This window comes from Pseudarthrobacter sp. Hb11 (assembly GCF_059383655.1).
The window spans coordinates 107,862-128,024 of sequence record NZ_JBWZCM010000009.1; the positions used below are offsets into that span (position 1 = coordinate 107,862).

At 65.4% G+C, this 20,163-nt stretch carries 17 protein-coding genes; 7 read left to right on the forward strand and 10 right to left on the reverse strand.

Annotation, left to right across the window (positions count from 1 at the left end; genetic code table 11):
* Nucleotides 1-116 precede the first annotated feature (116 nt).
* A complete protein-coding gene (locus tag AC50X7_RS13565) occupies nt 117-1,772 on the forward strand; it encodes an APC family permease (RefSeq protein ID WP_494979484.1) in 1,656 nt (551 codons plus the stop codon).
* 102 nt (nt 1,773-1,874) lie between these two features.
* Here AC50X7_RS13565 and AC50X7_RS13570 read toward each other — a convergent pair whose 3' ends face one another.
* Nucleotides 1,875-2,834, reverse strand: coding sequence for a polysaccharide deacetylase family protein (locus AC50X7_RS13570; RefSeq protein WP_494979485.1), 960 nt, complete (start codon nt 2,832-2,834; stop codon nt 1,875-1,877).
* 37 nt (nt 2,835-2,871) lie between these two features.
* Nucleotides 2,872-4,392, reverse strand: a complete 1,521-nt coding sequence (locus AC50X7_RS13575) for a purine-cytosine permease family protein (protein WP_494979486.1) — start codon at nt 4,390-4,392, stop codon at nt 2,872-2,874.
* Between the two features lie 109 nt (nt 4,393-4,501).
* Here AC50X7_RS13575 and AC50X7_RS13580 point away from each other — a divergent pair, with 109 nt between their 5' ends.
* Together AC50X7_RS13580 and AC50X7_RS13585 are read left to right on the forward strand one after the other, a co-directional pair.
* Complete coding sequence (locus tag AC50X7_RS13580) at nt 4,502-6,052, forward strand: PucR family transcriptional regulator (RefSeq protein WP_494979487.1); 1,551 nt, start codon at nt 4,502-4,504, stop codon at nt 6,050-6,052.
* Between the two features lie 439 nt (nt 6,053-6,491).
* Nucleotides 6,492-6,668, forward strand: a complete 177-nt coding sequence (locus AC50X7_RS13585) for a putative endonuclease domain-containing protein (RefSeq protein ID WP_494979513.1) — start codon at nt 6,492-6,494, stop codon at nt 6,666-6,668.
* 172 nt (nt 6,669-6,840) lie between these two features.
* Here AC50X7_RS13585 and purU read toward each other — a convergent pair whose 3' ends face one another.
* The 7 genes from purU to glyA are packed head-to-tail and all read right to left on the reverse strand — an operon-like array spanning nt 6,841 to nt 15,706.
* Nucleotides 6,841-7,737 carry a formyltetrahydrofolate deformylase gene (purU, locus tag AC50X7_RS13590; RefSeq protein WP_494979488.1) on the reverse strand — a complete coding sequence of 299 codons (897 nt, stop codon included), beginning with the start codon at nt 7,735-7,737 and terminating at the stop codon, nt 6,841-6,843.
* Nucleotides 7,738-7,740: 3 nt separating this feature from the next.
* Nucleotides 7,741-9,114, reverse strand: a complete 1,374-nt coding sequence (locus tag AC50X7_RS13595) for an L-serine ammonia-lyase (protein ID WP_494979489.1) — start codon at nt 9,112-9,114, stop codon at nt 7,741-7,743.
* 1 nt (nt 9,115) lies between these two features.
* The gene (locus AC50X7_RS13600) at nt 9,116-9,754 is read right to left on the reverse strand and encodes a sarcosine oxidase subunit gamma (protein ID WP_494979490.1); all 639 of its coding nucleotides are present in this window, start codon (nt 9,752-9,754) and stop codon (nt 9,116-9,118) included.
* On the reverse strand, nt 9,747-12,689 hold the full coding sequence (locus AC50X7_RS13605) for a sarcosine oxidase subunit alpha family protein (RefSeq protein WP_494979491.1): 2,943 nt from the start codon (nt 12,687-12,689) through the stop codon (nt 9,747-9,749). Before AC50X7_RS13605 ends, AC50X7_RS13600 begins: the two co-directional genes overlap by 8 nt.
* On the reverse strand, nt 12,686-13,111 hold the full coding sequence (locus AC50X7_RS13610) for a sarcosine oxidase subunit delta (RefSeq protein ID WP_494979492.1): 426 nt from the start codon (nt 13,109-13,111) through the stop codon (nt 12,686-12,688). Before AC50X7_RS13610 ends, AC50X7_RS13605 begins: the two co-directional genes overlap by 4 nt.
* Nucleotides 13,112-13,148: 37 nt before the next feature.
* The gene (locus AC50X7_RS13615; protein ID WP_307097243.1) at nt 13,149-14,369 is read right to left on the reverse strand and encodes a sarcosine oxidase subunit beta family protein; all 1,221 of its coding nucleotides are present in this window, start codon (nt 14,367-14,369) and stop codon (nt 13,149-13,151) included.
* Nucleotides 14,366-15,706, reverse strand: a complete 1,341-nt coding sequence (glyA, locus tag AC50X7_RS13620; RefSeq protein ID WP_494979493.1) for a serine hydroxymethyltransferase — start codon at nt 15,704-15,706, stop codon at nt 14,366-14,368. The genes AC50X7_RS13615 and glyA overlap by 4 nt, the downstream gene beginning before the upstream one ends.
* 156 nt (nt 15,707-15,862) lie before the next feature.
* On the opposite strand from glyA, the gene AC50X7_RS13625 reads away from it, so the two are divergent.
* The 4 genes from AC50X7_RS13625 (at nt 15,863) to AC50X7_RS13640 (ending at nt 19,133) form a co-directional block, all read left to right on the forward strand.
* A complete protein-coding gene (locus AC50X7_RS13625; RefSeq protein ID WP_494979494.1) occupies nt 15,863-16,534 on the forward strand; it encodes a GntR family transcriptional regulator in 672 nt (223 codons plus the stop codon).
* Between the two features lie 72 nt (nt 16,535-16,606).
* On the forward strand, nt 16,607-17,812 hold the full coding sequence (locus AC50X7_RS13630) for an MFS transporter (protein WP_494979495.1): 1,206 nt from the start codon (nt 16,607-16,609) through the stop codon (nt 17,810-17,812).
* Between the two features lie 26 nt (nt 17,813-17,838).
* Nucleotides 17,839-18,288 carry a CBS domain-containing protein gene (locus tag AC50X7_RS13635; RefSeq protein ID WP_494979496.1) on the forward strand — a complete coding sequence of 150 codons (450 nt, stop codon included), beginning with the start codon at nt 17,839-17,841 and terminating at the stop codon, nt 18,286-18,288.
* 35 nt (nt 18,289-18,323) lie between these two features.
* Nucleotides 18,324-19,133: an IclR family transcriptional regulator gene (locus AC50X7_RS13640; RefSeq protein WP_494979497.1), complete on the forward strand. Its 810-nt coding sequence runs from the start codon at nt 18,324-18,326 to the stop codon at nt 19,131-19,133.
* Between the two features lie 67 nt (nt 19,134-19,200).
* Here the strand turns inward: AC50X7_RS13640 and AC50X7_RS13645 are convergent, their stop codons facing one another.
* Nucleotides 19,201-20,133, reverse strand: a complete 933-nt coding sequence (locus AC50X7_RS13645) for a LysR family transcriptional regulator (protein WP_494979498.1) — start codon at nt 20,131-20,133, stop codon at nt 19,201-19,203.
* Nucleotides 20,134-20,163: the final 30 nt, after the last annotated feature.

Genomic DNA, 20,163 nt, shown 5'->3' on the forward strand with positions numbered 1-20,163 from the left:
GCATTTGGGGGAAACGGCCGGGCGCCGCAGGCGCGGCGCCCGGCCGCCGATATCACCCGCGTCCAATGGAGGCCGCGGGGGCATCATCATCGTGCTTTTCTCACCTAGGAGTTCGTATGTTGGAACCCAGCAAGAGTTCTGATTCAAGCGGCATGGACGAGTTCGGCTATGCCCAGACCCTGGACCGCAGCATCGGCAAGTTTGCCAGCTTCGCGGCCGGCGTCAGCTATATCTCCATCCTCACCGGCGTTTTTCAACTGTTCTACTTTGGCTTCGCCATGGCCGGGCCGGCCTACGCATGGTCCTGGCCCATCGTCTTCGTTGGCCAGCTCATGGTGGCGCTCTGCTTCGCCGAACTGGCCGGCCGCTATCCCGTGGCCGGATCGGTGTACAACTGGGCCAAACAGCTCTCGTCAGGAACGTTCGCCTGGCTGGCCGGCTGGCTGCTGCTCATTTCCTCGATCGTGGCGCTTGGGGCCGTTGCCCTGGCGCTGCAGCTCACCCTGCCCCAGATCTGGTCCGGTTTCCAGATCATCGGGGACGGCACCGGCACGTACGATTTCGCCCTTAACGGCGTGTTGCTCGCCAGCATCATGATTTCCATTTCCACTCTCATCAACGCCTTCGGCGTGAAGCTGATGACCAAAATCAACAGCATCGGCGTGTTCGTGGAGCTCGCTGCCGCCGTGCTCCTGATCCTGGCCCTTGCCTGGCATGTTGTGCGGGGGCCTGAAGTCCTGTTCAGCACCGCGGGTTATGGCATGGACCACGACCTTGGCTTCTTCGGGGTGTTCCTTATCGGCGCCATGGCTTCCGGCTACGTCATGTACGGCTTCGACACCGCCAGCTCGCTGGGGGAGGAGACAAAGGACCCGAAAAAGACCGCTCCCAAGGCCATCCTGCGGGCCATCACGGCGTCCTTCATCCTCGGCGGCCTGATCCTCCTCGGCGGCCTCCTGGCCGCCCCGGACCTGAACGACCCCAAGCTGGGCGCTGCCGACGGCGGCCTTCAATACATCGTGCTCTCCGTGCTGGGGGGCCCCTTCGGCAAGGCCTTCCTGGTGTGCATCGTCGTGGCCGTGATCGTCTGCACCCTCGCCGTCCACGCCGCCGCCATCCGTATGATGTTCGCCATGGCCCGGGACAACAACCTGCCCTTCAGCCGCCAGCTCAGCAAGGTGCACCCCGAGCGGAAGACGCCCACGGTGGCGGCCATCGTCGTCGGACTCATCGCCATAATTCCGCTGATCGTTAACGTCTCGCAGCCCGCGATCTTCACCATCCTGTCCAGCATCAGCATTGTCCTGATCTACCTCTCCTACCTGTTGGTCACCGTCCCGCTGCTGCGGCGGCGCTTCCTGAAGAAATGGCCGCTGTCCGACGAAAGCCACGGAAAATCCGGCTTCAGCCTCGGCAAGTGGGGCGTCCCGGTGAACATCCTCGCGGTCCTGTGGGGCGGCGCCATGACACTGAACCTGATCTGGCCGAGGCCGGAAATCTACAACTCGGTCCCGCCGTTCGAGTGGTATCTGCAGTGGGGCGGAGTGATCTTCGTGGCCACCGTCATCATTACCGGCGTCCTGATGTACCGCCTGAAGCTCCGGCACCACACCGGTGTCCTCGCCGAGCACGCTGCCTCCACTTCCGCACCTAAGCCGCGGCGCTCCGCCGCGGAATCTTCGGCTTCCACCGGCCTGGCCGGAACTTCTGTCCACACCGGAGCTGCACAGTCCACCGCAGACCTGGCCGAGGCCGGCCAGTCACGTCCATAACCCACGCCTCAAGAGCTACCAGGCACTGCGTCCGGAACTGACTCATCGCTTAAATGAAACGGAGGGGGACTGCACCTTCAGGTGCAGTCCCCCTCCGTTTTCCTATCCTGCTGCGGAGGTGCGGATGGACGCCCGTACCGCCGGGGGCGTGAACCTTGCCCCTGTATCCGGGAAGCCCGGCACCTCGATCCGGGCATGGGAGTGGACTTCCTGCACCGTCCTGCGGGTGTGTTCAGCGATATCTTCCATGGTGGCCACCCACATGCCGTCCATCCCCTTGACCCGCTCGATAAGCCGTTCCAGGGCCACCGCTTTGGAGGGCCGGCCGGAAATGAAGGGGTGGTTGGTGAGGACGAAACAGCTGCCCTGAGCGTGGTGTGCCTCCGCCTCCAGCGTCCACATCTCCAAGACCTTGGCCGGGCTTTCGATGACGCCGCTGCCGGTCACTCCCGGGTAGAAGGCGTACTGCTCCCAGTCGTCCAACGTCCAGTCGACGGGGATCTCTACGATGTCCCGGGTGTCACCCGGGGCGACGCTGAAGCGGTAGGGAGCATCGCCGTCGAGCAGGCTCGAATCGTAGAGGAAGCCGCGGTCCGCCAGGAGCGCCGGCGAATGCCAGTTGAGCTCCCACCAGGGTGCCCGGTAGCCCGCCGGCTCCACGCCCGCAGCCTTGGCCAGCGCCTCCAGCCCGCGGTCGATGTAGCGGGCCTCCGTTGCGGCGTCGATGCCCTGCATGGGCTCGTGCAGGTAGCCGTGGTGCGCCACCTCGTGGCCTGCGTCAACGATCCGGCGGACGGTATCCGGGTAGCACTCGGCCGTGAAACCGGGGACGAAGAACGTGGCGCGGATGTCCTGGCGCTGGAGGATCTGCAACAGGCGGGGGACTGCCACCTTTGGCCCGTAGGACTGATGGGTCATCAGGGACATCCGGCTGGTGCTCTTAGGGTCATGGGCGATGGTGCAGGACTCGGCGTCGACGTCGAACGTGAAGGACGCAGCTGCGCGCTTGCCTTCGGGCCAGCTGATCGGGTGGGCGGAGTCGGGGAATGCTTCGAGAGTCATGCGGGAAAGTCCTGTCGTGACGCGGTTAGAAGGCGGTTTAGAGTGCGGGCTGCGTGCCGGATGCGGCGGCGCTAGTCAGTTCGCTGGGGAGCTGGTGTGCAACGGGCGCCGGTGCATCAATGTATCTGCGGTGCATTTTCGGGCCCAGGATGGCGTAGCTGGTGGCACTCGCGAGGCCGCCGGCGAGCCAGGAAAGGTCCCAGCCGCCCAGGGCCACGGCGATGGGGCCCTGCATGGCGGGAACGAGCCCGTACATAAACAGCCAGGTGGCGAAGATGCCTACCAGGAGGGACGTGACGCCCGCCCAGTTGATGCCGGGGAGCCGCCGGGTGCCGACGCCGTCGAACAGCCGTTCCGGATTGCCGGGCCAGCGCTTGTCAATCCAGAAGTAGTGCACCAGCATCACGCCGCCCCACGCAGCTACCCACGCCACCAGGCCGATGAGCCACGCGTCGAGGACTGCCGCGAAGTCCTCCTGGAAGATGAAGAATACGACGGCGGCGAGCGAGAAGACGCCGACGAACAGGTTGAGCTTGCGGCGGCTGATGGTGATGTCCAGCGCCTGCGTAGCTACTGAGAAGGTGTAGATGTTGAGGATGTTGGTGGCAATGGGGCCGTGCAACACCATCAGGAGAACGGGCAGTGCAAGGACGCCGAAGTTTTGGACGATGAGCTTGCCGGGATCGATTTCTCCGCTGTTGGTGGCCAGGCTCGCACCCAGGACGCCGAGCCAGACGACGGGGATGAACTGGCCGAGGACGGACGCCAGGTAGACCTTCTTTTTGGGCACTTCGGTGCTGACGAACCGGGAGTAGTCGGCGGCGTAGGTGAACCAGGTGATGCCCCAGCCGATGCCGATGGCCGTCATCACGGCGCTCATGGCCGCGATCCGCTCGGACCCTTCCAGGATGTTGCCTGCAGGGCCGGCATAGGACCAGTTGATGTCCATGCCGAACCAGGCCACGGCCGACATCACGGCCAGGATGACGATGGTGGGCGGGACAGTCCACTTTTCGAAGGCGGCGATTGCTTTGTACCCGAACCATGCGATGGCTACCTGGGCGGCCATGATTCCGGTGGCTACGGCAATCTTCCAGCCGTAGTTGGTGGCTGTTGGATCCACCCAGCCGAGGGTTCCGAAGAGCGCCATGACCAGGTCCAGGATGATCCAGGTGTTGACAGCGCACCAGCCGATCACCAGGAGCGCCTGGATGGTTGCAGGGAGGTAGTTGCCCCGCCGGCCGAAGGCCGCCCGGGCGAGCACCATGCCGGTGGCGCCGGTCTTCTGGCCGAGGAGGACGAAGCAACCGAAGAGCAGCATGCCGATCAGGTTGCCCAGCACCAGGACGGTCACGGTGTCAGCGAAGCTCAGGCCCAGGTGGATGCCCAGGGCGCCCAGTACCCAGTTGATTGGTGCCAGGTTGGCACCGGCCCAGATCCAGAACTGGCCGGAGACCTTGTGCGTGCGCTGGGACTCGGGAATGGGCTGCAGCCAGGCTTCGACGTCCTCCGCGTGGGCGGATTGATCGACTCCTGGGGCTGTGGGTTGTTGTTGCATCGAGGCCTCTTCGTTGAGGGGATGGGGGTTCTTCAAGATTATGTGTCGGGAGACACATCCATCATCTACAATGTGTCCTGAGCTTTTCCCTTCTACATGACGGAGTGTCATGCCGGTTCGTTTGGACGACGTCCTGAAACATCCCACCTTCACTGCCGCCGATCCGGTGGTTCGTGCGGCGGCCGGAGTTGTTCAGCAGACGCAGCTCCGCTGGATCCACTCCAGCGAGGTCCTGGATATTGCGTCGTTGCTTGGCGGCGGTGAACTGCTGCTCACCGGCGGGCAGGCCCTCGCGCTGGCGTCCGATGAGCGCCGCACGGGCTATATTCGGGACCTGGCCAAGCGTGGGGTGGCGGCGCTCGCCATCGAGACCGGCAGCGTTCTGCCCTCCATACCTTCTTCAATGGTTTCCGCTGCCGAGGAGGCCGGGCTACCGCTGATCGAGCTGCGCCGCGTAGTTCCCTTCGTCGCGGTCATGGAGGCAATCAACTCACAGCTGGTCAGCCAGTCTGCGGCCCAGCTCCAGCAGGCGGACCAGGCCAGCCACGCCATGGCGGTGGAGCTCGCCCACGGCGGCAACCTGGACCGGATTCTGGCAGTTCTTGCCGCGGCCACCGACGCGGAGGTGGTGCTCACGTCCACCGCCGGGATCACCCTCGCAAGCGCCGAACCTGCGGAGGACGCTGAGTCATCCGAACCCGTCGTCACCGGCGACGCTGCGGGGGACCGTCAGGGAACTGTCCACATTGAGGTGCCCGTGCGCGGCATCCCGTCGGCACGTCTGACACTGCAGGTCCGGGGCGACGCCGATGTGAATCTGGCGAGGATCGCCGGCAACCGGTCTGTGGACATCCTGGCCCTCGCCCTGCTGCAGCGAATGCCACCCGGCCTGAAGGAGATGGCCGGCGCTGCCCTGATCCGGGCCATCGATTCCGGCAAGCAACACTGGCGGCTCCAGGAGCTGGCTCCCGCCGCAGGCATCCCGGTTTCAGCGCAGGTTGTGGCCGTGGTCGTCCGTTCCTCTGCCTCCAAGCAACTTCAGCGGAACGTGGAGCACCTCCTGGACCCGGGCGGGCAGCACGGCGCCAGTTACGCGGACAACGCCGAGCTGCTGGCCCTGGCTGTCCTCCGCTCCGGGAACGCCCACGACGAGCGGCAGAAGATTGTGGACGGTCTGCAGTCACTGGAAGTGCCAGAGGGAACTGTTAGCGCAGTAGGGCCTGTTGCCTCGGGGATTTCCTTCGCGCCGTTGTCGCTGTCCGAGGCGAGGCTCACGCTGGAACTTGCTGCCGACGTCGGCCGTTCCAGGGCAGTGGCAAGCGGCCCCGGGAAGGTTCTTGATGCGCAGGCGTTCGCGGTGGAGCGGTTCGCCGTCCACTCGATGGACGAGGCACTGCGCCGCGACTTTATCGACCAACAGCTGGCCGCAGTTCTCCAGCATGACGCCCAGCGCCAGTCCAAGCTCCTGGAGACGCTGCGGGTGTGGCTGGACTCCGGCTGCAACACCGCGCAGGCCGCGCGGGAGCTCCATGTGGAACGGCAGTCCATGCATCAGCGGCTGCAGCGGATTTTTTCTCTCTGCGGCGGCGACCCCCGCGGCACCGGCAGGCTGCCGGCTTTGCACCTCGCGGTGAGGCTGGCTGCACTCCAGCCCAAATAGTCAGCCCCACCCACCCCCACCCGACGCTCTCTGGGCAGGCTTCGCCGCAAGGATGTCATCAACGTAGGCCGTGGTCTCTACCGTCCGGCAGACTGGGACTTCGATCTGGAAGGCGCAGCCAGGGCGTTGTCTGCTGCGTCGCCGGGAGCGTGGATCTCTCACGTGACCGCGGCCAGGCTTCGGTGCCAACTGTTGCCGCCGTGGCTGGGCAATTCCACGGAGCTGCATCTGAGCAAGCCGCGTTCGCTGCCCTCGGTACGCCGGAAGGGCGTGGTGGGGCACACCGTCCTGGCACTGGAAGAAGAGACTGAATGCGTCGACGGCGTTCACCTGAGCACCCGGTCCCGCACGTGGTTGGATATGGCCCGCCGACCTCGGCTACCGCCACCGCCGCCTCGCTATCCAGTACGACGGCGAACATCACCTCGGCGACGCACAGATCCACTCAGACAGGAGACGGGACAAGGCATTCGAGTCAGCAGACTGGACGGTCCTCGTTTTCGACAAGGACGACTATGCAGACGGCTTCCGCTCAGCGGTACAACGCATTGGGCGCGCCCTCCGGAATGGCTGGCTTGACCCGGCCCAGGCGTCGGGGTTTGCCGGCAGCAACTGAGTATAGGCGGAACGTGCGCTACGGCGAACGCGCCACTAAGGCCGTGGGGCTCCCACATCACGATGAGGGAGCCCCACGCAAGAACCAGCATCGGGTGAGAGGGGGTGCCCCGAAAACCGACGTTAAGGGAGAGAGGATCGCCTGAAAACCGGCATCAGGTGAGAGGGCGTCGCTATCGCAGCACCACGGTCCGGTTCCCTAACAGGATGACCCGGCCCTCGCAGTGCCAGCGGACGGCGTTGGACAGAGCCTTGCATTCGGTGTCGCGGCCGGCAGCCACCAGGTCCTCGGGCCCGTAGGTGTGGTCCACCTCCACCACCTGCTGGGCGATGATCGGGCCCTCGTCCAGCTCGGCGTTGACATAGTGTGCGGTGGCTCCCACGGTCTTCACGCCGCGCGCGTAGGCCTGGTGGTACGGCTTGGCGCCCTTGAAACTGGGCAGGAACGAGTGGTGGATGTTGATGGCCTTCCCGTCCAGCTTGCGCGTCAGGTTATCGCTGAGCACCTGCATGTACCGGGCCAGCACCACGAGTTCCACATCGAACTCGTCCACCAGTTCCAGCAACCGCGCCTCGGCCTCCGGCTTCGTGTCAGAAGTGACCGGCACGTGGAAGAACGGGATCCCGTGCCACTCCACCAGCGCCTGGTGTTCCGTGTGGTTGGACACCACGGCCACCACGTCCACCGGGAGTTCGCCGATGCGCGCCCGGAACAGCAGGTCGTTAAGGCAATGCCCGAACTTGGACACCATGATCAACACGCGCCGCTTGGAACCGTGCGGCTCCAGCCGCCAGCGCATCCCGAAGCGTTCCGCGACGGGACCGAAAGCGGCCCGCAGCGTGTCCGCGGTGGAGGCATCGCCGTCGGACGCAAAATGCACCCGCATAAAAAAGTGCTTTTCGGAACGCTCGCCGAACTGCTGGTTGTCGATGATGTCGCAGCCGTGCTCCAGCAGGAAGCCGGAGACGGCGTGGACAATACCCGGCGACTCGCTGCAGTCCAGGGTCAGGACATGTTCCACCGTGGTGGGCGGCTGGGGGAGGGACGTTTCAGTCTGGATGGCAGTCATGGCTCAGCACTCGATTACGTTGACGGCAAGGCCTCCGCGGGAGGTTTCCTTGTACTTGGTTTTCATGTCGGCTCCTGTTTCGCGCATCGTTTTGATGGCTTTGTCGAGGGATACCTTGTGGCTGCCGTCGCCGTGCAGGGCAAGGCGGGCGGCGTTGATGGCCTTGACGCTGGCGATGGCGTTGCGTTCGATGCAGGGGATCTGCACCAGCCCGCCCACCGGGTCGCAGGTTAGGCCAAGGTTGTGTTCAATGCCCACCTCGGCGGCGTTTTCCACCTGGGCAGGCGTTCCGCCCAGCACTTCGCAGAGCCCGGCGGCGGCCATGGAGCAGGCGGAGCCCACTTCACCCTGGCAGCCCACCTCGGCACCGGAAATTGAGGCGTTCATCTTGAACAGGATTCCGACGGCGGCCGCGGCCAGCAGGAAGCGGACCACGCCGTCGTCGTTGGCTCCCGGGACGAACTTCACGTAGTAATGCAGCACCGCCGGGACGATGCCGGCCGCGCCATTGGTTGGCGCCGTGACGATGCGCCCGCCGGCGGCGTTCTCCTCGTTCACGGCGAGGGCGAACAGGTTCACCCATTCCATCGCCCGGAGTGGATCGGTCACGCCGGTATCTGCCGCCAGGGTCTGGAATAACGACGGCGCCCGCCGCGGAACGTTGAGCCCGCCGGGAAGGATGCCTTCCGCGGCGCAGCCGTTGTCCACGCATTCGCGCATAACGCCCCAGAGTCCCAGCAGTTTTTCCCGGAGTTCCGCTTCGGTCCGCCACACCAGCTCGTTGGCGAGCATAACGTCCGAGATGGACATGCCTTCGCGCTTGCAGATCTCGAGGAGCTCGTCGGCAGTATTGAAGGGATAGGGAAGGACGGTGGCATCGGCCACCACGCGGTCGCCGGCGTCGGCGTCACCATCAACAACGAAGCCGCCCCCAATCGAATAGAAGCTCCGTTCGCTGAGCACGGCACCCGCGTGGTCCAGCGCCCGGAACGTCATGCCGTTGGGGTGCGCCGGAAGTGCCTTGCGCCGATGCAGCACCACGTCCTCGTCCCAGTTGAAGTCCACCCGGTGGTCACCGCCCACCCACAGTTCGGCGTCAAGGGCGGCTGCCGCAACCTGGTCATCTGCCGTGAAGGTGTCCACGGTTTCGGGGTCCAGCCCCTTGAAACCCAGGACCACTGCCTTGTCCGAGCCGTGGCCCCGCCCCGTGGCGCCCAGCGAGCCGAAGAGTTCGGCCTGCACGCGTTTGGTGGAGCTCAGGTGTCCGTCGCCCTTAAGCCCGTCGGCGAACAGCTTTGCTGCCCGCATCGGGCCCACCGTGTGTGACGAGGAGGGCCCGATGCCAACGGAGAACAGGTCCAGGACGCTGAGGGCCATGTCAGGGGACCTCGGGGGAGGCGTACTCCCGCATCGCGTCGAGGAGCCAGCGGCCCAGGAAGTCCGCAAACGAGGCCCGGGGGAAGATCCGGAAGGACTCGTCGCCGGTCTTCCACAGGACCACCGGGATGTTGCCGATTTCCGTGGACAGTGCCGTGCCGGCCGTGAGGACGCGGGGGTGCAGGTCTAGCGAGCAGCCCTTTTCCAGTACGGCGCGTGCCCGCGGGCCGGTGAGTTCGAAAGTGGTGCGGTTGGCGGAGAGGTCCACCACCTGGCCTTGGCCGTCGGCCAGTGCTTCGCGGAGTGCCTGGATCAGGTCGCCTCCGAGGGACTCGTGCGCTTCCGTCGGTGCCACCACCAGGAACTCTTCGGGCCCGAGCCACAGCACGGCGGTGTCCCCGGTGCCGGTGACACCGCCGCACCCGGCGGGCAGGCCGCCGGTGATGGAGGCTACGCGCTGTCCGGCCTCGCTGTCCCGGTTGACCCGAAGGCCCACCATGGTCAGGAAGGCCACTTCGCGCAGTTCCGCCACGCCCTGGACGGAGCCGGTTTCAAACGCTGCCCTTAGCTGGGCAGCGGGGCTGATCCTCAGGGAGAGGTTCTTCTCGGAGGAGGTTGCGGGTGCTGCTGTTTCAGCCATCTTTGCGGGTCCCTTCGGGGTCAAAAAGTACGGTTTCGGCGACGACGACGTCCACGAGCTGGTCGCCGGCGGCAGCCACCAGGGTTTCACCGATCCGGTTGCGGCCGTTCTTGATCAGTGCGAGGCCGAACGACCTGCCGAGTGCTGCGCTGTGGTAGCTGGAGGTGACGAAGCCTTCCATGGGGACCGGTCCGTAGGCAGGGTTGGTGGAGCGGCCCTTTTCCACGAGCTGGGTACCTTCCGGCAACCTGATGCTGCCGTCCACCGGCAGGACGCTCACCAGGTGCTTGCGGTCTTCGCGCTGGCCGTCGGCCCGGGCGTAGGAGCGCTTGCCGATGAAGTCCTTGGCCTTGGAGACGACCCATTCCATTCCCGCGTCCTGCGGGGTGACGGTGCCGTCCGTGTCCTGGCCGACGATGGGGTAGCCCTTTTCGGCGCGGAGCACGTGCATGGTTTCGGTGCCGTAGGGGGTGATGTCGAATTCGGCTCCGGCGGCTGCCACGGCCTCCCAGGTGTTCAGCCCGTACCAGGACGGCACGTTGATCTCGTAGGCCAGTTCGCCCGAGAAGGAGATCCGGCAGACCCGGGCGCGGACGCCGGAGGCGAGGGTGGTTTCACGGAAGGTCATGAACGGGAAGGCTTCCGCTTCCAGCCCGCCGTTGGCGGCCAGCTCCGGTGCCACCTTCGCCAGGACCGCACGGGATTTGGGCCCGACGACGGCGATGGTGCTCCACTGTTCGGTCACCGAGGTGCAGTGCACGTCCAGCTCCGGCCACTCGGTCTGCAGCCACTCTTCGAGCCAGTCCAGGACCTTCGCGGCACCGCCGGTGGTAGTGGTCATGAAGTAGGTGTCCTCGTCGAGGCGCAGGGTCACGCCGTCGTCGAAAATCATGCCGTCCGCCATGCACATCACGCCGTACCGGGCCGAACCCGGGGCGAGCTTCTTGAAGGCGTTGGTGTAGATCCGGTTCAGGAACTCGCCGGCGTCCTTGCCCCGGATTTCGATCTTGCCCAGGGTGGTGGCGTCCATAAAGCCCACGGATTCGCGAACGGCGGCGCACTCGCGCAGCACGGCGGTGTCCATGTCTTCCCCGTCCTGCGGGTAGTACCAGGGCCGCTTCCACTGCCCGACGTCCTCGAACAGCGCACCCTTGGCGACGTGCCACGGGTGGATCGACGTCTTGCGGGCCGGGTCGAACAGCTCGCCGCGCTGGCGTCCGGCGAGTGCCGCGAACGCCACAGGGGTGAACGGGGCGCGGTAGGTGGTGGTGCCGATGTCACCGATGCCGCGGGAGGCTTCGCCGGCCGTCCGGAGCGCGGCGGCGATGACGCCGATCGCGTTGACGCCGGAGGTCTTGCCCTGGTCGTTGGCGGTGCTGATGGAGGTGTAGCGCTTGATGTGCTCCACGGACCGCATGCCGGCTCCGGTGGAGCGCAGAACGTCAGCCACGGACTGGTCGCGCTGGAAGTCCACGAAGTGGTGGTGCCAGTCGTCCGGGGTGCCCTGCTCGCCGGGCACCAGCCAGAGCTGGCGGGTGGGGGCGGAGGCCTTCGGCCCGCTGAGCGGTGTGGGCGTGGTGGCGGTGCTGAAGCCTGCGGCAATGGCCGCCGAGGCTCCGGCGGAGATGCCGTCGGCGAGGCAGTCCTGGAGTTCGAAGCTGCCGCGGCCCGAGCCGACGATCTGCTGGTTGGGGACCGCTGTGCTCGGCACAAAGGCGGCCAAATCCTCGTCCCAGCGCAGCTTGCCCTGCCGCTGGGAGTGCAGGTGCACCAAAGGGCTCCAGCCGCCGGAGACAGCCAGCAGGTCGCAGGCGATCTGTTCGATGCCCGAGGTGAGCTCGCCGTCGTCGTTAATGCTGCGGACGGTGACACTGTCCAGGCGGCCATCCGAATCAGCAGAAGTATTGGCCACGGCGCTGCCGATCAGCACGCGCGTACCGGCTTCGACGGCGGCGGCAGCCACTTCGGTGAGCTGGGGACGGGCGTCGACGACGGCGGCGACCTTGACGCCGGCGGCGCGCAGGTCCGCGGCCAGGGCGTAGGCACTGTCATTGGTGGTGCTGATGACCACGCGCTGCCCGGCGGCGACGGCGTAGCGGTTGAGGTAGCTGCGGACCGCCGAGGCAAGCATGATGCCGGGGCGGTCGTTGTTCTCGAAGACCAGCGGGCGTTCGTGGGCACCGGGGGCAAGCACCACCTGGTTGGCACGGATGTGCCAAATACGCTGCCGGGATACACCGGACGCCGCCGGGGAGGAAAGGTGGTCGGTGCGGTTCTGGACGGCGATGACGTAGTTCGCGTCGTAGGCGCCAAAGGCGGTGGTGCGGTTCAGGACAGTGGACTCTGAGCCGGAAACAAGCTCCGCTTCGACATCCGCGACCCACTCCATGGCGGGCTTGCCCTCAATGGTCTCGGCGAGTTCAGCCGCGGTGGAACCGGACAGGAGCGAGCCGCCCAGTTCGGGCTGGTCGTCCAGCAGCATCACGCGGGCGCCGGAGCGCACGGCTTCGCGGGCGGCGGCCAGGCCGGCGGGGCCGCCGCCGATCACCAGGACGTCGGTGTGGACGTACTTCTTGTCGTATTCGGCGCGGTCATCGGCCGGGTCCAGCTTGCCCAGGCCCTCCAGGTACTCCGCTTTGAGGCCGTCCACCAGGGTGACGGTGGTGGCGGGGAGCATGGACTCGGCCACGTGGCCGGGGAAGCGCGGCTGCACCTTGACCAGGGCGTTGGATTCCTCCACACCTGCGGACAGGATGCCGCGGGGCCGGTCCTCGTAAAGGGAGTTGCCGGCGGCGATGCGGCCATTGGCGAGCAGGGCGGAGGCGAGGGTGTCGCCGGGGTGGCCGGTGAATTCCTCGCCGTCCACGGTGAAACGCCAGGAGATGGTGCGGTCGATGCGTCCGCCGGCGGCGAGGCGGGCGTTCTGGGAAGTCACTTGGTTGCTCCTTCCGGGGCGGTGGTGCTGGTCGAAGAGGTGCCCGCTGGAGCGGTGCTTGTCCCGGAAATGTCCGGCGCCGCGGTCCCGGTGGTGGTGCTGTCAGCGGCGGTGCTGGCTGTACCGGTTTCGGCGGTCAGTTGGCCGGCGGCATCGGGCCGGGGCGTGCCCATCGGGTAGACGGCCTGGATGTCGTAGGTGACAGTGTCGCGGAGCATGTTGAACCACTGGCGGCAGCCGGTGCTGTGGAGCCAGCGTTCGGCGAAGGCGCCCTTGGTGTTGTCCCGGTAGAACAGGAACTCGGCCCACTCGCGGTCGTTCAGCGCGCTGGGGTTTTCCGGGTAGGCAACGTGGGCCTGGCCGCCGTAGTGGAATTCGGTCTCGTCGCGCGAGCCGCAGTTGGGGCAGGAGATGAGCAGCATGTGCGTCTTCTTTCTAAGGTGCGTCGGTCGCTGGCGGCTAGTGGGCGACGGCGGCAGCGCCGTGTTCGTCGATCAGGGCGCCGGTTTCGAAGCGTTCCAGGGCAAACGGCTTGTTCAGCTTGTGCGGGGCACCCGTAGCGATGTTGTGCGCGAAGGTGAGGCCGGCAGCCGGGGTGCCCTTGAAGCCGCCGGTGCCCCAGCCGCAGTTCACGAACATGTTCTCCACGGGGGTGTTGCCCACGATGGGGGAGGCGTCCAGGGTGGTGTCCACGATGCCGCCCCAGGTCCGGAGCACATGCGCCCGGGCAAAGATCGGGAAGAGTTCGACGGCAGCCGCCATCTGGTGCTCAATCACATGGAAGGATCCGCGCTGGCCGTAGCCGTTGTAGGAGTCCACGCCGGCGCCCATCACCAGTTCGCCCTTGTGCGCCTGGGAAACGTAGACGTGCACGTGGTTGGACATCACTACTGTGGGGTGGACAGGCTCGTGGAGTTCGGAGACCAGCGCCTGGAGCGGGTGGGACTGGATGGGGAGGCGGAAGCCGGCCATTTCCGCCAGGACCGAGCTGTGCCCGGCGGCGCAGAGGCCCACCTTTTCGGTGTTGATGGTGCCCTGGTTGGTTTTGACGCCCACCACCCGGTTTCCGTCCTTGACGAAGCCGGTGACTTCGCAGTTCTGGATGATGTCCACGCCCAGCTCGTCACACTTGCGGGCGAAGGCCCAGGCCACATGGTCGTGCTTGGCGATGCCTGCGCGCGGCTGGTACGTGGCGCCCATAACGGGGTAACGGATGTTGTCGCTGATGTTCAGGATGGGGCAAAGTTCCTTGACCTGCTGGGGGTCAAGCCATTCGGCGTCTACACCGTTGAGCTTGTTCGCGCCCACGCGCCGCATGCTCTCCCGGACGTCTCCCAGCGTGTGGGCAAGGTTCATCACGCCGCGCTGGCTGAAGAGGAAGTCGTACTCGAGCTCCTCCGGCAGGATTTCCCAGAGCTTGAGGGCGTGCTCATAGATGGCCGCGCTCTCATCCCAGAGGTAGTTGGAGCGGATGATGGTGGTGTTCCGGGCCATGTTGCCCCCGGCCAGCCAACCCTTTTCCAGGACGGCGATGTTGGTCATGCCGTGGTTCTTTGCCAGGAAGTACGCGGTGGCGAGGCCGTGTCCGCCGCCGCCCACAATTACGGCGTCGTAGGAGGACTTGGGTTCCGGGTTGCGCCAGAGGAAGTCCGGGTGCTCGGGGAGCTGTTCGGTACTCACTGGGCTGCTCCAATCATGTCTGCTTCAAAAGCGCCGATAGCGGTGTCGTCGTTCAAGTGAGGGTAGAGGGGCAACTTCTCTGCCAGGGCAGTGACCCGGGCGCGGAGTTCGACGACGGTGCTGTCGCCCAGGGTGCCGTTGCCGGCGGAGGCGATGAGCGCCGTCGCGATGATGTCCGCGACTTCGGTGAATTCCTCGGCGCCGAAGCCGCGGGTGGCGAGGGCGGGTGTGCCAATCCGCAGACCGGAGGAGACCATCGGCGGGCGGGGGTCGAAGGGAACGGCGTTGCGGTTGACGGTGATGCCGATGCGGTGCAGGGCGTCTTCGGCCTGCTGTCCGTCCAGTTCGGAATTGCGGAGGTCCACGAGGACCAGGTGGACGTCGGTGCCGCCGTTGACCACGGAGATTCCTGCTGCGGCAACGTCGTCGCGGAGGAGCCGTTCGGCCAGAAGCTTGGATCCCTGCAGGACGCGTTCCTGGCGTTCCTTGAATTCAGGGGAAGCGGCGAGCTTGAAGGCCACGGCCTTGGCGGCGATGACGTGCTCCAGCGGGCCGCCCTGCTGGCCGGGGAATACTGCGCTGTTGATCTTTTTGGCGTACTGCTCCTTGGCGAGGATAACGCCGCCGCGCGGGCCGCCAAGGGTCTTGTGGGTGGTGGTGGTGACCACGTCGGCGTAGGGGACCGGGTTGGGGTGCAGTCCTGCGGCGACGAGGCCGGCGAAGTGTGCCATGTCCACCATAAGGTAGGCGTCAACGAGGTCGGCAATGCGGCGGAACTCGGCAAAGTCCAGCTGCCGCGAGTAGGCGGACCAACCTGCCACGATTAACTTGGGGCGGTGCTCGAGCGCCAGTGCTTCAACTTCGGCCATATCGATCCGGAGGTCTGATTCGCTGACGTGGTAGGGGACCACGTTGTAGAGCTTGCCGGAAAAATTGATCTTCATGCCGTGGGTCAGGTGGCCGCCGTGGGCCAGGCTCAGGCCCATGATGGTGTCGCCCGGGTTCAGCAGGGCGAACATCGCGGCGGCGTTGGCCTGTGCCCCGGAGTGCGGCTGCACGTTGGCGAATTCTGCGCCGAACAGGGCCTTGACCCGGTCAATGGCCAGCTGCTCCACAACGTCCACGTGCTCGCAGCCGCCATAGTAGCGCTTGCCGGGGTAACCCTCGGCGTACTTGTTGGTCAGGACGGAGCCCTGGGCCTCCATGACGGCGGACGGGGCGAAATTCTCGGAGGCAATCATTTCCAGCGTGGACTGCTGGCGCCGCAGCTCCTGGGCGATGGCCTGCTGGACCTCGGGATCGACTGCGGAAAGTCGCTCGTTCAACTGCTCAACCACGGATGCTCCTTTGAAATACCACTTGTTCGTTGACTGATATATCAGTGTGGTGTCAATGGTATGATTGGGATCACAGCAGAGTCAATAGCTGGGCCGAAAAGCGTTGAAACACGACGGGTTCCGGCCCGGCGGGTGTCGAAGAAATGGAGCAGCCCCTTGAATGCACTTCTTGCCCTGACCCCGGCGGAGGAGGAAGCGCCGTCGCAGGCGGAGGCTGCCTACCGGCAGCTGCGCGACAAGCTGATCATGCTGGAGATCCGCCCGGGCGAGCCGATAAATGACGGACAGTTGGCGGCCGAGCTCGGCTTCAGCCGTACGCCCGTCCGCGAGGCCATCAAACGGCTGGAGGTGGATCATCTGGTCATCTCCTATCCGCGCCGGGGGACTTTCGCCACCAATGTGGACTTCACTGAGCTGGCCGACGTCTCGGAAATCAGGGAGCTGCTGGAGCCCCTCGCTGCCCGCCGCGCCGCAAGCCGGGCGAGCGAGAGCATGCGGCGGGAACTGCTGCAGGTGGCAGATGCCATCGCCGGGATTGGTCCGGGGGCAGGGGAGTCCCGCGACCTGATGCGCTACGACCTGATGGTGCACCGGCTCATTTACAAAGCCGCCGCCAACCCGCACCTGGAAGACACACTGATACGGTACGACAACCTGGCCACCCGCATCTGGTGCGTGGTGCTGGACAAGGTGCCGTCAGTAACCGGTCACATCACCGAGCACGTGGACCTGCTCAAGGCCGTGGCTGCAGGCGACGACGACAAAGCAAGTGAGTTGGCCCTGCACCACGTCACAAGCTTCGAGGAAACCATACGCAAGGTGTTGTAATCACCTGGTGGTCAGCCGCTCGGAATCATTACTCCCAGTGCCCCTCATCTACAACAGGATGGAAAACGCGCCATGCCCACTGCCATCAGGAACGCGTCGGACCGCACTGCCAGGATCAGTTTCGCTTTCATCGGCGTCCTGCTCATCGCAGTCAACCTTCGGGTGTCCTTTGTCAGCGTGGGGCCCGTTCTTGCAAATATCAGCGATGACCTCGGTATATCAAGTGCCGCAGCAGGGTTCCTGACGGGTCTTCCGCTCATTGCCTTCGCAGTCTTCTCACCCGTGGCACCCGCTTTCGCCTCACGTCTGGGTCTCGACCGTGCGTTGTGGATGTCCCTGCTGATCCTCGCCTCGGGCATCGTGCTCCGTTCCTTACCCGGGCCCGGCCTCATTTGGGCGGGCACAGCAATGATTGGCTTGGCCATCGCGTTTCTCAATGTTCTGGTCCCCTCCCTCGTAAAGCGGGACTTTCCCAAAAGGGTCAGCCAGGTCACCGGAAGCTACACCGCCACACAGGCCGCCTTCGCTGCAATGGGGGCCGCCGTCGTCGTTCCCGTGGCACAAACGTCACCGGCGGGATGGCGGCTCGCCCTCGGTATCTGGGTCGGACTTGCCCTCATCGCCATGGCGGTGCTCCTGCCGTGGCTGCGCCGGCACATATCCGGCACCATGACCTCCACAAGCCCGGAGGTTTCCTACCGGTCGCCCTGGGCCTCAGCTTTGGGCTGGCAGGTGACGTTCTTTATGGGACTGCAGTCCATCGCTTTCTACGTCCTGATGGCATGGCTGCCCACCATTGAACAAAGCCGCGGGGTCCCCGCCGCTACCGCCGGCATCCACCTTTCCGTCTTCCTGCTCATCAGCGTCTTCGCCAGCCTTGCGGCAGGGGGAATCCTCCATCGGGGTCCAGACCAAAGGCTTGTCTGCTTCACAAGCGGCGCGGTCATGTTCGTGACGTTCCTCGGGTTGGCACTTGCGCCGGACCTCATCCTGCTGTGGGTTTTTCTTGGAGCAGTCGGATGCGGGACCCTTATTGTCATCGCTTTGTCGCTGTTCAGCCTCCGCACCGTCAACTACCCGCAGGCAGCATCCCTTTCCGGCATGGCGCAATCCGTTGGCTATGGCATGGCTGCTGTGGGGCCGGTGATGTTCGGGGCCCTTCGCGATGTGAGCGGAGGATGGACAGTCCCGCTCCTCGTCACCGCGGGGATTATGGTGGTGCTGGCCCTGACCGGCGCGCTCGCGGGCCGGGATAGGGTCATCGGCGGTCCGGCGTGACGTACGGGCGAGTGTTGAAAAGCCGCATGGTCGAGAAGAATCCCCGGCGTGTGGAAGACGTCATGGTCACCTGCCCGAAGACACTGCTGCAGGAGTGCACCGTGGAGCAAGTGCGCAGCTTCTTCGGCGACGACCACGTCCATATGGCCTTGGTCGTGGACCCGGCTGGCCGCCTCCTCAGCACTTTGGAGCGGTCCGATATCCCGGAGGGCGCACCACCTGCTGCCCAGGCCGTCGTTTATGGGGTAACGCGTAACAGGACTATTGCTCCCGGAGTGCCTGTCGAAGCCGGCATCGCCGCGCTGCAGGCAGCTGGCCGGCGCCGGCTTGCGGTGGTGGACGACGACGGCACGCTTCTTGGCCTGCTATGCCTGAAGCGGAGCGGACTCGGCTTTTGCAGCGATGCAGGAGTTGCTGCCCGGGCAGCAGAACGGCAGCACCAACACCCAAGCGGGGCACCTTTTGCGTGTGGTTGATTTCACCATGCGCAACCTGCTTGAGATTATGGACCATGGCTTCGAACAATGACCGTGAACCCGACATCGACGCTGAGGCGGGACAGTCCGGCGGCGTTCAGTCTGTGGACCGTGCCCTGGCAGTCCTGGAAATCCTGGCCCGCGACGGCCATGCCGGAGTCAGCGAAATCGCCGAAGAAATGGGCATTCACAAGTCAACGGTGTCGCGTCTGCTCGGTTCCTTGGTCAGTCGTGAGATGGTCCACCAGAACAGTGAACGCGGCAAGTACCAGCTGGGCTTCGGCATCCTGCGCCTCGCCAGTTCCATCCCCGGCAGGCTTAGCCTGGTGCGGGAAGCCCGCCCGGTGCTCGAAGCCCTGGCCGAGGAGTTCAAGGAAACCGTCAACCTGGCGGTGTTGCGCTCCAACTTCGCCGTAAACGTGGACCAGGCCATGGGGCCTTCCACCCTCGCCACCTACGACTGGGTAGGCAGTTTGACGCCGTTGCATGCCACCAGCAGCGGCAAGATCCTGCTTGCGGGGCTGCCCGCGGACGAGCGGGCACGGATCCTGAAGGAAACCGGGCTGCCGGCCCGCACTCCGCGCACCATCACGGACAGGAAAGAACTCGAAACCCAGTTACTTGACGTCGCCCGGCAGGGTTATGGCGTGGTGCGGGAGGAATTCGAGATCGGGCTCAACTCGATCTCGGTGCCGGTCTACAACCACGTGGGGGCCGTAGTCGGGGCCGTCAGCATCTCCGGACCCGCCTTCCGCTTCGAACCGGAAGAGGAACCGGGCCTCCTGGACGGGCTGAAAGAAGCGGGCCTGAAAATCAGCACGCGGCTGGGCTACGCCCGCCATTGATTCGCCCGCGTCCTTGCGGGGATAAGGAAGAGCTGCTGAACGCCAGGACGGCACGTGCCGGCGGTGCTCAGAGATCCTCTTCGAGCCGAGCGGTGAGGATCCGATTGGCGTTCACCTGCAGGATGCCGAGCGACTCCTGGATCAGGGGTGAACTAATGCTGCCCCTGCGCACCGCGGCAACAATGCGGCGCGTGGGTTTGGCCTTACCTGTGATACGCAGCCGAACCACGTTCTCGGCACCACGCAAAGGTGCCAGCCGGGGCAGCAGGCCGACGCCCAGCCCCGCACCCACGAAGGCGATCTGGGTCTCCCATTCGACGGCTTCATGCGCAACCCGCGGTGTCACCCCCACTGCCGTGAAGGCCGCGATAAAAAGGGAATGGTAGGTGGAACCAGCGGCCTCCGTGATCCAGGGTTCCGATGCCAAGTCTTCAAGTGTCGCTGTTTCCCGTGACGCCAGCGGATGGTCACCAGGAATGATCACGTCCAGTGGATCGTCGAGCAGAACCGTCTGCTCGAAGCGGGGATCGTCCTCGCCGTAAGTGTCAGACTGCGTGGCGACAATGACCGCAAGGTCGATTCGTTCCGCGACCAACAAGTCGAAGCAGCGGGCCGGATCAGCCTCAAGAACCTGCACCTCCAGCAGCGGGCGTGTTGAGCGCAGGGTGGCGGCCAGTGGTGCGAGCAACTGGGCGGCTGCCGTGGAGAATCCCCCGAGGCCAAGATGGGGCTGCACCTGATCACCGGCCTCCATGGCTGCGGCGCGCAGGCTCTCCCACTGGGCAATCAGGGGATCCGAGCCTGCCACGATGAAGCGACCCGTGGCGGTAAGCCGCACGCCCCGGCCGTCCTTCGCCAGCAGCTGCATCCCAAGCACGCGCTGGAGCTCGCGCAACTGCGCGGAGACGGCAGAGGGAGAATAGCCCGTGAGCTCCGCGGTGGCGCCTATGGTGCCGCACCGGGCGAACACGCGGAGTGTGATGAGCCTTGGATCGATCATGCACCTATTCTGCATGGTTATCTTCAAAAA